Origin of the sequence: Pseudomonas sp. UBA6562, assembly GCF_002434265.1 — a bacterium.
In the GTDB taxonomy this organism is placed as follows: Bacteria; Pseudomonadota; Gammaproteobacteria; order Pseudomonadales; family Pseudomonadaceae; genus Aquipseudomonas.
Genome location: NZ_DJJS01000006.1, coordinates 416,830 through 430,994 on the forward strand (window position 1 = coordinate 416,830; position 14,165 = coordinate 430,994).

Below are 14,165 nucleotides of genomic sequence, written 5' to 3' on the forward strand. Positions count from 1 at the left end.
CCAGTCGCAAACTCAGGCTCCCGATTCTGGTTGCCTTTCCGCCCTGGAGCAAGCCATGCAAGACCTCGATCCAATCGAAACCCAGGAATGGCTGGATGCCCTGGAGTCGGTCCTCGACAAAGAAGGCGAAGACCGCGCTCATTACCTGATGACCCGTATGGGCGAGCTGGCCACCCGTAGTGGCTCGCAGCTGCCGTATGCCATCACCACGCCGTACCGCAACACCATTCCCGTGACCCACGAAGCACGCATGCCTGGCGACCTGTTCATGGAACGCCGCATTCGCTCGCTGGTTCGCTGGAATGCGCTGGCCATGGTCGTGCGCACCAACCTGAAAGACTCGGACCTGGGCGGACACATCTCGAGCTTCGCCTCCAGCGCGACGCTGTACGACATCGGCTTCAACTACTTCTTCCAGGCCCCGACCGAAGAGCACGGCGGCGACCTGATCTTCTACCAAGGCCACGCCTCGCCTGGCGTCTACGCCCGCGCCTTCCTGGAAGGCCGCATCAGCGAAGACCAGATGAACAACTTCCGCCAGGAAGTCGATGGCAACGGTCTGTCGTCCTACCCGCACCCCTGGTTGATGCCGGACTTCTGGCAGTTCCCGACCGTGTCGATGGGTCTGGGCCCGATCCAGGCCATCTACCAGGCACGCTTCATGAAGTACCTGGAAGCGCGCGGCTACATCCCGGCCGGCAAGCAGAAGGTCTGGTGCTTCATGGGCGACGGCGAGTGCGACGAGCCCGAATCCCTGGGCGCGATCTCCCTGGCCGGCCGCGAGAAGCTGGACAACCTGATCTTCGTCATCAACTGCAACCTGCAGCGCCTCGACGGCCCGGTTCGCGGCAACGGCAAGATCATCCAGGAACTCGAAGGCGTGTTCCGCGGCGGTGGCTGGAACGTCAACAAAGTCGTGTGGGGCCGCTTCTGGGACCCACTGCTGGCCAAGGACACCGACGGTATCCTGCAGCGCCGCATGGACGAAGTCATCGACGGCGAGTACCAGAACTACAAGGCCAAAGACGGCGCCTTCGTGCGTGAGCACTTCTTCAATTCGCCAGAACTCAAGGCCATGGTCGAGCACCTGTCCGACGACGAGATCTGGAAGCTCAACCGTGGCGGCCACGACCCGTACAAGGTTTACGCGGCCTACCACCAGGCGGTGAACCACAAGGAACAGCCGACCGTCATCCTGGCCAAGACCATCAAGGGTTATGGCACCGGTGCCGGCGAAGCGAAGAACACCGCGCACAACACCAAGAAGGTCGACGTCGACAGCCTGCGCCACTTCCGCGACCGCTTCGACATTCCGGTCAAGGACGAAGAGCTGGAAAACCTGCCGTTCTTCAAACCCGAGCCCGACAGCGCCGAAGCCAAGTACCTGGCCAAGCGCCGCCAGGCCCTGGGCGGCAGCGTGCCACAGCGCCGCGCCAAGAGCTTCAGCGTCCCGACCCCGTCCCTGGATACCCTCAAGGCCATCCTGGACGGTTCGGGCGACCGTGAAATCTCCACCACCATGGCCTTCGTGCGCATCCTGGCGCAGCTGGTCAAGGATAAGGAAATCGGCCCGCGCATCGTACCGATCATCCCGGACGAAGCCCGTACCTTCGGTATGGAAGGCATGTTCCGCCAGCTGGGCATCTACTCGTCGGTCGGCCAGCTCTACGAGCCCGTCGACAAAGACCAGGTGATGTTCTACCGCGAGGACAAGAAGGGCCAGATCCTCGAGGAAGGCATCAACGAAGCCGGCGCCATGTCGTCGTTCATCGCCGCCGGTACCTCGTACTCGAACCACAACCAGCCGATGCTGCCGTTCTACATCTTCTATTCGATGTTCGGCTTCCAGCGTATCGGCGACCTGGCCTGGGCCGCCGGCGACAGCCGCACCCGGGGCTTCCTGATCGGCGGCACCGCCGGCCGTACCACCCTGAACGGTGAAGGCCTGCAGCACGAAGACGGTCACAGCCACCTGCTGGCCGGGACCATCCCGAACTGCCGCACCTACGATCCGACCTACGGCTACGAGCTGGCGGTGATCATCCAGGACGGCATGAAGAAGATGACCGAAGAGCAACAGGACATCTTCTACTACATCACCGTGATGAACGAGTCGTACCAGCAGCCTGCCATGCCGGCCGGCGCCGAGGAAGGCATCGTCAAGGGCATGTACCTGCTCGAGGAAGACACCCGCGAAGCCGCGCACCACGTGCAGCTGATGGGTTCGGGCACCATCCTGCGCGAAGTCCGCGAAGCGGCGAAGATCCTGCGCGAGGACTACAACGTCGGCGCCGACGTGTGGAGCGTCACCAGCTTCAACGAACTGCGCCGCGACGGCCTGGCCGTGGAACGCGCCAACCGCCTCAAGCCTGGCCAGAAGCCACAGCAGACCTACGTCGAGCAGTGCCTGAGCGGCCGCAAAGGCCCGGTGGTGGCGTCCACCGACTACATGAAGATCTTTGCCGAGCAGATCCGCCAGTGGGTGCCGAGCAAGGAGTTCAAGGTCCTGGGTACCGATGGCTTCGGTCGCAGCGACAGCCGCAAGAAGCTGCGTCACTTCTTCGAAGTCGACCGCCACTTCGTGGTGCTGGCTGCCCTGGAAGCCCTGGCTGACCGTGGCGAGATCGAACCCAAAGTGGTGGCCGATGCCATCACCAAGTTCGGCATCGACCCGGACAAGCGCAACCCACTGGACTGCTGAGGAGTATCTATAAGTGAGCGAACTCATTCGCGTACCTGACATCGGCAGCGGTGAAGGTGAAATCATCGAGCTGTTCGTCAAGGTCGGCGACCGCATCGAGGCCGACCAGAGCCTGCTGACCCTGGAGTCCGACAAGGCCTCCATGGAGATCCCCGCGCCCAAGGCCGGTGTGGTCAAGGAACTGAAGGTCAAGCTGGGCGATCGCCTGAAAGAAGGCGACGAACTGCTGGTGCTGGAAGCCGAGGGCGCCGATTCGGCGCCCGAGGCACCTGCCGCCGAAGAAAAACCGGCCGCCGCTGAAAAGCCTGCCGACAAACCGGCCGAGCAAGCCGCGCCTGCCCAAGCGGCAGCCCCGGCTGCGGCGAGCGTGCAGGACATCCACGTGCCGGACATCGGCTCGTCGGGCAAGGCCAAGATCATCGAAGTGCTGGTCAAGGCCGGCGACACCGTCGAAGCCGACCAGTCGCTGATCACCCTGGAGTCCGACAAGGCCTCCATGGAGATTCCGTCGCCTGCTGCTGGTGTGGTCAAGGAAGTGATCTGCAAGCTGGACGACGAAGTCGGTACCGGCGACCTGATCCTCAAGCTGGAAGTGGCCGGCGCAGCCCCTGCCGCCGCGCCTGAAAAAGCTGCCAGCGAACCGGCCAAGGCCGAGGCTCCAGCCAAGGCCGACAGCGCCGCCGAGGCTAAGGCCCCTGCCGCTGAAGCGCCAGCCGCCACCGCGCCTGCGGCCGGCAGCAACGCCAAGGTCCACGCCGGCCCCGCCGTGCGCCAGCTGGCCCGCGAGTTCGGTGTCGACCTGGGCGCGGTCAGCGCCAGCGGCCCGCACGGTCGCATCCTCAAGGAAGACGTGCAGGTCTACGTCAAGGCCATGATGCAGAAGGCCAAGGAAGCACCGGCCGCTGCTGCCGGCGCTACCGGTGGCGCGGGCATTCCGCCGATTCCGGCCGTGGACTTCAGCAAGTTCGGTGAAGTCGAAGAAGTCGCCCTCACCCGCCTGATGCAGGTCGGCGCCGCCAACCTGCACCGCAGCTGGCTGAACGTGCCGCACGTGACCCAGTTCGACTCGGCCGACATCACCGAGCTGGAAGCCTTCCGCGTGGCGCAGAAAGCCGTCGCCGAGAAAGCCGGCGTCAAGCTCACCGTGCTGCCGCTGCTGCTCAAGGCCTGCGCCTTCCTGCTCAAGGAAATGCCGGACTTCAACAGCTCGCTGGCGCCAAGCGGCAAAGCGATCATCCGCAAGAAGTACGTCAACGTCGGTTTCGCCGTGGACACCCCGGATGGCCTGCTGGTCCCCGTGATCAAGAACGTCGACCAGAAGAGCCTGCTGCAATTGGCTGCCGAGGCTGCGGCCCTGGCCGAGAAAGCCCGCACCAAGAAGCTGTCGGCCGACGACATGCAGGGTGCGTGCTTCACCATCTCCAGCCTTGGGCACATTGGCGGCACCGGCTTCACGCCGATCGTCAACGCACCCGAAGTGGCGATCCTCGGCGTGTCCAAGGCCACCATGCAGCCGGTCTGGGATGGCAAGGCCTTCCAGCCCAAGCTGATGCTGCCGCTGTCGCTGTCCTACGACCACCGCGTGATCAACGGCGCCGCCGCCGCGCGTTTCACCAAGCGTCTGGGCGACGTGCTGACCGACATCCGCACGCTGCTGCTGTAACGCTGCAACAGGGCGGCTGCCGGGACTTGCCCGACAGCCGCCCGAATCGCTTCATCGAGCTGCCACGCTCGTACCTCAACCCCGCCTCTTGGCGGGGATTTTTTTGTCGGCCGCCTCCTCTAGGCAATGGCGTACCACATGCCGACAGACAGCACGCCAAGCGACACCTGGCTGCTTGCCAGCTCATGGCACTATGATGCAACCTTGCCACATGCCCTGCCGCCAAGGCGTACCCTCCTGAAGTGAGTCTTCGATGAAAAGCCAACCCGATGCCGCCAGCCGTATGGTGGCCGAGGTCGTCACGCCACTGCCCGTGCCCTCGCGGCTGGGCATGCTGCGTTTCGAACGGCTCAACGAAGCGAACTGGGCCATGCTCTATCTGGACCCCGCCTGCGAACGTCTGCTGGGCCTGGTCGATGGCGAACTTGGCAGCATGATCGGCTCGCCCTTCGCCAGCTTCATGGAACCCGAAGCCCGCTATCGCCTGCACGATGAAATCCAGTTGCAACTGGGCAGCCGCGCCTACTACCGCGTGCGCTACACCCTGCACGGCCAGCCGGGGCCGTTGCGCGTGCTGGAGGTGGGCGAAGCGTTCAAGCAACGCAACCGCCAGCTGTTGCGCGGCTACCTGACCGTGCTCGACGACCTGCAAGACGATGCCGACCTCGACGCGCAGGCGCTGGAAACGCGCAACAACCGTCTACAATTGGCCCTGCAACTGAACCAGCGGGCGCAACAGGAACAGCTCGAACAGCTCGACCGGGTGCGTGCCCAGCAAGACCTCATCCTGCGCCTGGCACGCCAGCGCTACAGCGTCGGCAACTCCCAGCTGGAGGCGGCCGAGCTGATCACCCGCAGCGCCTGCGAGATCTACCAGGTCGATTCGGCGAGCATCTGGTACCTCAACGAGCAACGCCTGGAGCCGATCAGCGCCTGGCACCAGGCCGAAGCGCAGCACCGCGTGCTGGCACCCATCGACGCCAGCCGCTTCCCCGACTACCTCGACGCCCTGCACACCAGCCGCGCCATCGACGCGCACAATGCCAGCCACGACCCGCGCACCCGCGATCTGGTCGATACGCTGTACAGCGACAACAACGCCATGCTCGACGCCAGCATTCGCGTCGACGGCCAGGTGGTCGGCGTGCTGTGCCTGGAGCAGACCGGCAAGCCCAGGGTCTGGCAGGCCGACGAAATCGCCTTTGCCGGGGAGTTGGCCGACCAGTTCGCGCAGGTCATCACCAACCATAACCGGCGCACCGCCGCCAATGCCCTGCACCTGTTCCAGCGCGCCGTGGAGCAGAGCGCCAGCGCCTTCCTGCTGGTCAATCGCGAGGGCGTGGTGGAGTACGTCAACCCCAGCTTCACCGCCATCACCCAGTACACCACCGAAGAGGTGCAGGGGCGCCATGTCAGCGAGCTGCCGGCCCTGGAGAACCTCAACGAGATCCTCTTCGCCTCGCCATCGAGCCTGGAGCTGGGCAACAGCTGGCAGGGCGAGTTCAGAAGCCGGCGCAAGAGCCTGGAGCCCTATTGGGGTCAACTGTCGATCTCCAAGGTGTATGGCGACCACCGCGAGCTGACCCACTACATCGGCATCTACGAAGACATCACCGAGAGCAAGCTGGCGCAGCAGCGCATCGAGCGCCTGGCCTATACCGACAACCTCACCAGCCTGGGCAACCGTGCGGCCTTCATCCGCAGCCTGGACCAGCGTCTGTCGCGTGAGGACGCCAGCCCCATCTGCCTGTTGCTGGTGGACATCGACAACTTCAAGCGCATCAACGACAGCCTTGGCCACCACACCGGCGACAAGCTGCTGGTGAGCCTGGCACGGCGCCTGCGCAACAGCCTCGACGGCGCCAGCAGCCTGGCGCGCCTGGCCAGCAACGAGTTCGCCGTGCTGCTCGACGACACCAGCATCGCCGACGGGCAGAACCTGGCCCAGCGCCTGCTGCACACCCTCGACAAGCCAATGTTCGTCGACAACCAGCTGATCAACATCACCGCGTCCGTGGGCCTGGCCTGCGCGCCCTTGCACGGCAGCGACCCGCAGACCCTGATGAAGAACGCGGGCCTGGCCCTGCACAAGGCCAAGGCGGCCGGCAAGCACCAGTTGCAGGTGTTCACCGAGGTGCTGAACGCCGAGGCCAGCTACAAGCTGTTCGTCGAGAACAACCTGCGCCGCGCCCTGGCGCAGAACGAGCTGGAGGTGTTCTACCAGCCCAAGCTGTGCCTGCGCAGCGGGCGCCTGCTGGGGCTGGAGGCGCTGCTGCGCTGGAACCACCCGGAGCGTGGCATGATCCGCCCCGACCAGTTCATCAGCGTGGCCGAAGAGACCGGGTTGATCATCCCCATCGGCAAATGGGTGCTGCGCGAAGCCTGCCGCCTGACGCGCCATTTGCAAGGCGCAGGCCTGGGCGCCTTGCAGGTGGCGATCAACCTGTCGCCCAAGCAGTTCTCCGACCCGGAACTGGTCGCTTCGGTCGCCAGCATCCTCGAACAGGAAGCGGTGCCGGCGCAGTTGCTGGAACTGGAGCTGACCGAAGGCCTGCTGCTCGAAGCCACCGAAGACACCCGCCGCCAGCTCGACGAGCTCAAGCAGCTGGGCCTGACTCTGGCCATGGACGACTTCGGCACCGGCTACTCCTCGCTCAGCTACCTGAAGAAGTTTCCCATCGACATCCTCAAGATCGATCGCAGCTTCATCAACGACATTCCGGGCAACCAGGACGACATGGAAATCACCTCGGCGGTGATCGCCATGGCCCACAACCTCAAGCTCAAAGTGGTCGCCGAAGGCATCGAGACCCCCGAGCAACTGGCCTTCCTGCGCCGGCACCGCTGCGACGTCGGCCAGGGTTACCTGTTCGACCGGCCGATCCCCGGCCGCGAGCTCGAAGCGCGCCTCAAACGCTACCCGCGCGGTCCGATGACCTGACAGCGGCCCATCGACTCGGGCACACTCACGCAAACGCTTTTCGGCAGCACAGCCGCCCGCCGCTGCGCTGCGGCCGACGAGCCTTTCCTCCCAGCACAACTTTCCAGAGGTACATCCATGGTCCTGCGTTCGGAAATCCTGGTGAACAAAAACGTCCTGCCCACCGCCGAGCAAGCCCTGCCAGGGCGCGAAACGCCGATGGCGCTGCCCGAGAAGCACTTCGTCTTCGAAGACACCCCGCTGCTCGGCCCCTTCTTCGAGGATGTCGACTTCGCCATCTTCGGCCTGGGCTGCTTCTGGGGCGCCGAGCGGCGCTTCTGGCAGCGTGAAGGCGTGGTCAGCACCGTGGTCGGCTATGCCGGCGGCATCACCCCCAACCCCACCTACGAAGAAGTCTGCTCGGGCCTGACCGGCCACACCGAAGTGGTGCTGGTGGTGTTCGACAAGGCCAAGGTCAGCTACCGCGAACTGCTGGCGATGTTCTGGGAGCTGCACAACCCGACCCAGGGCATGCGCCAGGGCAACGATGTCGGCACCCAGTACCGCTCGGCGATCTTCTGCACCAGCCCCGAGCAACTGGAGCAGGCCCAGGCCAGCAAGGCGGCGTATCAGGCCGAACTGGACAAGGCCGGCTTCGGCGCCATCACCACCGAAATCGACCAGGCGCCGACCGTCTACTTCGCCGAGGCCTACCACCAGCAGTACCTGGCCAAGAACCCGCAAGGCTACTGCGGCATCGGCGGCACCGGCGTGTGCCTGCCGCCCAGCCTGCAAGGCAACTGAGCCATGGCCGGCATGACGCTGTTCCATTCGCCGCTCTCGCCCTTCGTGCGCAAGGTCATGGTGGTGCTGCACGAGACTGGTCAGCTCGGCCGCGTGACCCTGCACGGGGTGAACATCAGCCCCGTGCAGGGCGACCCGCAGCTCGAACAGGGCAACCCCATCGGCAAGATCCCGGCCCTGCGCCTGGCCGACGGCACGGTGCTGCACGACAGCCGGGTGATCTGCGAATACCTCGACCAGCAACACGTCGGCCAGCCGCTTTTGCCCCGCGAGGGCTCGGCGCGCTGGCGGCGCCTGACCTTGGCGTCGCAAGCCGACGCCATTCTCGACGCTGCGGTGTCGAGTCGTTATGAAGTGGCTGTACGCCCCGAAGACAAGCGCTGGGACGGTTGGCTCGACGCGCAAAGCGAGAAGATCCGCCGCAGCCTGGACAACTTCGAGCGCGAGCACCTCGCAGAACTCGCCTCCGGCTTCGACCTGGCCGCCATCGGCCTGGCGTGCGCCCTGGGCTACCTCGACCTGCGCCAACCTGCGTTCGGCTGGCGCGAACGGCAACCGGGGCTGGCCGCCTGGTACGCCGAGGTCGCCCAGCGGCCTTCGATGCTGGCCACCGTGCCCCAATAGAAGCGGCCGCGCCTACAAATGTTCACAGACCAGCAGCCAATTCGGCGCTCCCACGCAGCTCATCTGTAGGAGCGGCCGGTTCGGCGCTCCGATTAGCCGCGATGGCCGGCAAAGCCGCCTTGGAGCCAGCAACGCCGCTATCCTCACCGCCAACCACCGCCCCACCGCCTTGTCCTCCCTCACGCCGCCCTCCCCACCCGCGACCAGTCCAGCCGTCGGGTCAGCACCATGAACACGCCCAGCAGCGCGAAGCACAGCAGCGAGCCCATCAGCAGCGCGTAGTCTTCCGCGCCCAGCAGCCCGTACAGCAGCGCATACAGCAGAGCCAGCCCCGCCGCGAAGCCCACCCCGCGCCACAGGCTGTGCAGCACATGGCTCAGGTAGAAACCGATCAACAGCACGCAGCCGCTGGCCGACAAGCCATAGGCGGCAGTGAAGCCCAGGTGCTCGGACAACGACAGCAACAGCAGGTAGAAGAACGCCAGCGCCACCCCAACCAGCGCGTACTGCATCGGGTGCACGCTCAGTTGCTTGAGCACTTCGAAGAGGAAGAAGGCGGCAAAGGTCAGGCCAATGAACAGCACCGCATATTTGATTGCCCGCTCGCTCTTCATGTACTGGTCCACCGGGTCGATGAAGCTCACACCGAAGGTGCGGCCTTCGAAGCCGGCGCATTCCTGTTGCGCGGTGCAGCGGCGCAGCACGTCTTCCAGGTTGGTGGCGAAGAACGAGGTCTGCCATTGGGCGGTGAAGCCGTCGGCGCCCACCTCGCGGCGGTTGGGCAGGTAACTGCCGATGAAGCTCGGATGCGGCCAATCGGCCTGCATGGCGACCGTGCTGCTGCGCCCGACCGGCACCACCTGCAACTGGCCGGTGCCTTGCAGCGCCAGGTCCAGGGCGTAGTCGAACTCTGCGCCGCGCTCGACATCCACCGTCGGCAACGGCGCGTGGATACCGCCCTGCAACCAGTCCAGCCCCGTACCGGCCTCGAACGGCACGCTTCGCTCGCCTACGCGCAGCACGGGCAGGTTGGCGATGCCACGGATGTCGCTGATACCGACCACCAGGAACGGCGTGTCGAAACGATAGTCGTCGCGGTCCCCTTCCACACCCCAGTTGGCCGGCAGCTTGAAGCGGCCGCTGAGCGTGCCCTTGGCATGGAACAGCCGCGCTTGATAGATGCCGCGCGAACGCAGCTCGGTGTCGACCTTCAACGTGCTGTCGAAGGTTTCCGGCAACACGTACAACTGGCCGCTGACGGTCTGTACGTCGGGCACGCGCTGGCCGTCCTTCTCCACCCAGCGCCGTTCGAGCTTGCGGTAGGGCACCACGATCATGGGCCCGGCGACCTGCTGTTCGAAGCTGGCGCTCTGGGCGATGTCGCGCAAGACGTTGTCGCGTTGGTCCTGCCGCTCGCCGATCAGACCGCCGATCATCAACAGCGGGATCAGCAGCAACAACATCAGCAAGGCAATGGTGCCGAGTTTGAATCCTAGGGTCCTGGTCATGGCAATGGCTCTGTGGGGGCGATGAGCGCAGCATGCCTCGCCCGTATGGAGCCTTTGCGCAGCGTGTGTGGAGACTACGTGGAGATTGTGCGCGCCAGCGCTTCAGCTCACCCGGCGCAGCGGCAGGCACAGACTTACCCGTACCCCCTCGACGACGTTCTCGACCCGCAGCTCGCCGCCGTGCAGTTGCATCACTTCGGCCACGAAATTCAACCCCAGGCCAGTGCTCTTGCGCCCGCTGGCCGGGCGCGGCAAGGAGTAGAAGCGCTCGCTGACGCGGCCCAGGGCGTAGTCGGGAATGGCCGGCCCTTGGTTGAACAGGCTCAAGGCGGCGCGTTGGCCGTCGCGGCTGAGTTCGAACACCAATCTGCCGCCTGGGGGTGTGAAGTCCAAGGCGTTGTCCAGCAGATTGCTGAGCGCCTGGCGCAGCAGGAAGCCATCGCCCCATACCCGTGCGTCGACCGGCACCTGCTGACGCACCTGCACGCCCGCCATGGCGATACGCGGCGCATGGGCCAACAGCAGTTCGTCGAGCACCTCGCCCAAGGCCACCTGCTGCTCGTCTTCCAGGCGCTGCATCTGCTCGACCCGGGCCAGGTCCAGCAAGCGCTCGATCATCTGCTGCAAACGCTCGCTCTCGCCCTCGATGTTGCTGGCGAAACGGGCGCGCTGCGCTGGCGGCATGTCGCCCTGCAACAGCTCGGCCGCGCCGCGGATCGCCGCCAGCGGGCTTTTCAGCTCGTGGGTCAGGGTGTGGACGTAACGCTCCACATAGGCCTTGCCTTCGAGTTCGGTGCGCATGCGCTCCACGGCGTGGGCCAGTTGCGCCAGCTCGCCGCCCTTGTAGTACGGCAGCTCGGCGCGTTCGCCGGCGCTGACGGTCTGCGCATAGTGGGTGAGCCTGCGCAGCGAGCGTGCCAGCCACCATGACAGCGCCGCACCGACCAGCAACCCCAGTACGATCAACGCCAGCCCCAGGGTGAAAAGGTGGCGCTCGGAGCGGTCGATGTAGGGTTGCAGCGAACTGTTGGGCTTGGCCACGGTGACCACGCCGATGATCTGCCCTTCGTCGACAATGGGCGCGGCCACATGCATTACCGAACTGCTTTCGTCGCGCTCGTCACTGCGCGTGGAGCGCGCCCCGTACTGCCCGCGCAGGGTCAGGTACACGTCGTTCCAGCGCGAATAGTCCTTGCCCACTGCCTCGCCGCTGGAGTCGAGCAGCACCACGCCGTGGGCGTCGGTGACGTAGATGCGGTGGCTGACCTGATGCTTGCCCAGCCCCCAGATCTGCGCGTCGGGACTGCGCAGGCCATAGGCCTTGAGCACTTCGGGCAAACGACCCTGGGCCAGGGTGCCGGCCTTGAGGTCGTCGTGGAGGATTTCGGCCAGCAGGTTGGCGGTGTCGACCAGGGTCTCTTCCGACGACTGCCGCACCACCGGACGAATCTGCTCGCGCACGGTGCTGAGCAGAAAGTAACCGGCCAGCCCGACGAACAGGAAATACACCAGGAAGATGCGTATCCCCAGGCGCATTCAGGCCTGCTCCGGGTTGTAGCTGTAGCCCAGGCCGCGATGGGTCTGGATCGCTTCGCCGGCTTCGGCCACCTGGCGCAGCTTGGCGCGCAGGCTCTTGATGTGGCTGTCGATGGTGCGCTCGTACCCCACATCGGCGGCGACGCCCAGTGCATCGAGCAACCGCTCGCGGCTGAACACCCGCTGCGGCTGCTCGATCAGGCATTGCAGCAGACGAAACTCGTGGCGGGTCAGGGCCAGGGGCTGGCCGTGGTAACTGATCTGCATGCGCAGGGTGTCGAGGTGCAGCGGCGCAGTCTTGGTCGTTTCGATGGCGGCATCTGCCCGCGGCGCCATGCGCTTGAGGATGGCCCGCACCCGCGCTGCCACCTCGCGCGGGCTGAAGGGCTTGACCACGTAGTCGTCGGCACCGATCTCCAGGCCCACCACGCGGTCGATCTCGTCGTTACGGGCGGTGAGAAACATCACCGGCACCTCGGTGAAGCGGCGCAGTTGCCGGCAGGTGTCGAAGCCGGTGATGTCGGGCAGGCCGATGTCGAGGATGATCAGGTCCGCCGGCTGCGCGCGCTGGCGCTCGACGGCGGCGCTGCCCAGGGTCACCCACTCGGTGCTGTGGCCGTCGGCCTGCAGGGCGTAGATGAGGGTGTCGGCGATGGCGGCTTCGTCTTCGACGATGAGGATGTGGGGCATGTCAGGTGTCTATCGGGGGCGCTGCACGTCGCAGCAGATCGCATGCTTTACCACGAATCCGCCGGCACGTGCAGCTCGGTAGGGTCAGCAGCTTGGCTTGCCCGCCGTGTATTTCTCGGCCGGGTTGATCGCCGCTTTGAACTCGCGCAGCGCCTTGGCGCCGATCAGCAGCGGGTAGTTGAAGCTGCTGCGGTCGACCAGGTTGACCTCCACCGTGCGCTTCACCTCGCCCAGGCACAGCTCCAGGTCGACGACCGGGCGGCTCGACGTCTCGGGCGAATCGCCTTCGCTGTCCTCTTCTGTGCGGTTTTTGATCTTGCTGATGCGCGCGACCTTGTGCTCGTAGACCTTGCCGTCGGCATCCTCGGTGGCCAGACGGAAGCGCACCCATTGCTCGCCATCGCGGGTGAAACGCTCGATGTCTTTGGCCGACAGGGACGCGGTGTAGGCGCCGGTGTCCATCTTGGCCTGGAAGGTCTGGCCGATGTCCGACACGGTGATGTTCTCGTAGCGGCCGTACAGGGTGGGGTCGGCAGCGAACGCTGGCAGGGCCATCAGCGACAACAGGGCGAGCAGTGGTTTCACGGGGCAGGCTTCCTTGAAGGGGTTGCAGGCTTAGAGTGCCGAGACCTTAGAGGTTCGGCGCGTCCTTGGCAAAAACATAGTCTGAAACATTTACGGGCGATAACCGTCTCTGCACATTTGGCGGATGGCATGCTGCTGCTTATCATTGCGCCCTGCCACTTTCCTACAACAAGGTTCACTTATGCGTCGCCTGCTGACCGGCACCTGTGTCGCCCTTCTGCTGCTGCTCAACACCGTTGTGATGATCGTACCGCTGCTGGTCTGCGCGTTGATCAAGCTGGTGCTCAAGGGCCGCTATCGCGATTACGCCTCTGCTGGCGTGATGTGGGTGGCCGAGACCTGGGCCGAAATCGACAAGCGCATCTTCGCCGCCTGCGTGCCGACCCAGTGGGACATCCGCGGCGCGGAAAACCTGCGGCGCGATACGTCGTACCTGACCATCAGCAATCACCAGAGTTGGGTGGACATTCCGGCGCTGATGGAAGCGCTGAATCGGCGTACGCCGTTTTTCAAGTTCTTCCTCAAGAAAGAGCTGATCTGGGTGCCGTTGTTGGGGTTGGCTTGGTGGGGGTTGGACTATCCGTTCATGAAGCGGTACAGCAAGGCGTTTTTAGAGAAGCACCCAGAATTAAAGGGCAAAGATCTGGAAATCACCAAAAAAGCCTGCGAGCTGTACAAACGGCAGCCGGTCAACGTCGTTAACTACCTCGAAGGTACCCGCTTCACTCAGGCAAAGCATGCACACCAGCAGTCCCCCTATCGCCACCTGCTCAAGCCTAGAGCGGGCGGCATTGCGTTCGTATTGGCGGCAATGGGTGAGCAGCTCGACGCCTTGCTCGATGTGACCATCGTCTATCCGGGAAACAAGGCGCCGGGATTTTGGGATTTGCTCAATGGCAGCATCGACCGGGTGATCGTTGACATCCAAGTACGTGAGTTGGACCCGGCCTTATGGGAAGGGGATTACGAGAATGATCCGGCGTTTCGGCAGACGGTGCAGGGGTGGGTGAATCAGTTGTGGGCGCAAAAGGATGAGCGACTAGACAGGTTGCATGGCGTGTTCCGCTAAGTTCATTGTGAGATCCTGCGAGGGCGGAACTTCAGATCGAAACTGCCAGGGCATAGTGCAGCGGG

General features: G+C 64.7%; 10 protein-coding genes. 6 read left to right on the top strand and 4 right to left on the bottom strand.

The features are described from left to right. Positions 1 to 55 precede the first annotated feature (55 nt). The 5 genes from aceE (at position 56) to B4M43_RS09385 (ending at position 8,712) form a co-directional block, all read left to right on the top strand. Positions 56 to 2,701 (top strand): pyruvate dehydrogenase (acetyl-transferring), homodimeric type, encoded by a 2,646-nt coding sequence (gene aceE / locus B4M43_RS09365; RefSeq protein WP_296266363.1) that lies wholly within the window; start codon positions 56 to 58, stop codon positions 2,699 to 2,701. Between the two features lie 13 nt (positions 2,702 to 2,714). Beyond that, on the top strand, positions 2,715 to 4,364 hold the full coding sequence (aceF, locus tag B4M43_RS09370; RefSeq protein ID WP_296266365.1) for a dihydrolipoyllysine-residue acetyltransferase: 1,650 nt from the start codon (positions 2,715 to 2,717) through the stop codon (positions 4,362 to 4,364). A gap of 253 nt (positions 4,365 to 4,617) precedes the next feature. Beyond that, on the top strand, positions 4,618 to 7,305 hold the full coding sequence (locus B4M43_RS09375; protein ID WP_296266367.1) for a putative bifunctional diguanylate cyclase/phosphodiesterase: 2,688 nt from the start codon (positions 4,618 to 4,620) through the stop codon (positions 7,303 to 7,305). Positions 7,306 to 7,422: 117 nt separating this feature from the next. Then, positions 7,423 to 8,088: a peptide-methionine (S)-S-oxide reductase MsrA gene (gene msrA / locus B4M43_RS09380; protein ID WP_296266370.1), complete on the top strand. Its 666-nt coding sequence runs from the start codon at positions 7,423 to 7,425 to the stop codon at positions 8,086 to 8,088. A gap of 3 nt (positions 8,089 to 8,091) precedes the next feature. Next, the gene (locus B4M43_RS09385) at positions 8,092 to 8,712 is read left to right on the top strand and encodes a glutathione S-transferase (protein WP_296266372.1); all 621 of its coding nucleotides are present in this window, start codon (positions 8,092 to 8,094) and stop codon (positions 8,710 to 8,712) included. Positions 8,713 to 8,891: 179 nt separating this feature from the next. Here the strand turns inward: B4M43_RS09385 and creD are convergent, their stop codons facing one another. From creD to B4M43_RS09405, 4 genes are all read right to left on the bottom strand, one after another. After that, entirely contained in the window at positions 8,892 to 10,220 is a 1,329-nt protein-coding gene (creD, locus tag B4M43_RS09390; protein ID WP_296266374.1) for a cell envelope integrity protein CreD, read from the bottom strand. Positions 10,221 to 10,322: 102 nt separating this feature from the next. Continuing rightward, entirely contained in the window at positions 10,323 to 11,756 is a 1,434-nt protein-coding gene (gene creC / locus B4M43_RS09395; RefSeq protein WP_296266376.1) for a two-component system sensor histidine kinase CreC, read from the bottom strand. Then, positions 11,757 to 12,446 carry a two-component system response regulator CreB gene (gene creB / locus B4M43_RS09400; RefSeq protein ID WP_296266377.1) on the bottom strand — a complete coding sequence of 230 codons (690 nt, stop codon included), beginning with the start codon at positions 12,444 to 12,446 and terminating at the stop codon, positions 11,757 to 11,759. An 84-nt stretch (positions 12,447 to 12,530) separates the two neighbouring features. Beyond that, complete coding sequence (locus B4M43_RS09405) at positions 12,531 to 13,031, bottom strand: ATP-dependent zinc protease (protein WP_296266378.1); 501 nt, start codon at positions 13,029 to 13,031, stop codon at positions 12,531 to 12,533. A gap of 181 nt (positions 13,032 to 13,212) precedes the next feature. Here B4M43_RS09405 and B4M43_RS09410 point away from each other — a divergent pair, with 181 nt between their 5' ends. Further along, positions 13,213 to 14,100 (top strand): acyltransferase, encoded by an 888-nt coding sequence (locus B4M43_RS09410; RefSeq protein ID WP_296266380.1) that lies wholly within the window; start codon positions 13,213 to 13,215, stop codon positions 14,098 to 14,100. Positions 14,101 to 14,165 lie beyond the last annotated feature (65 nt).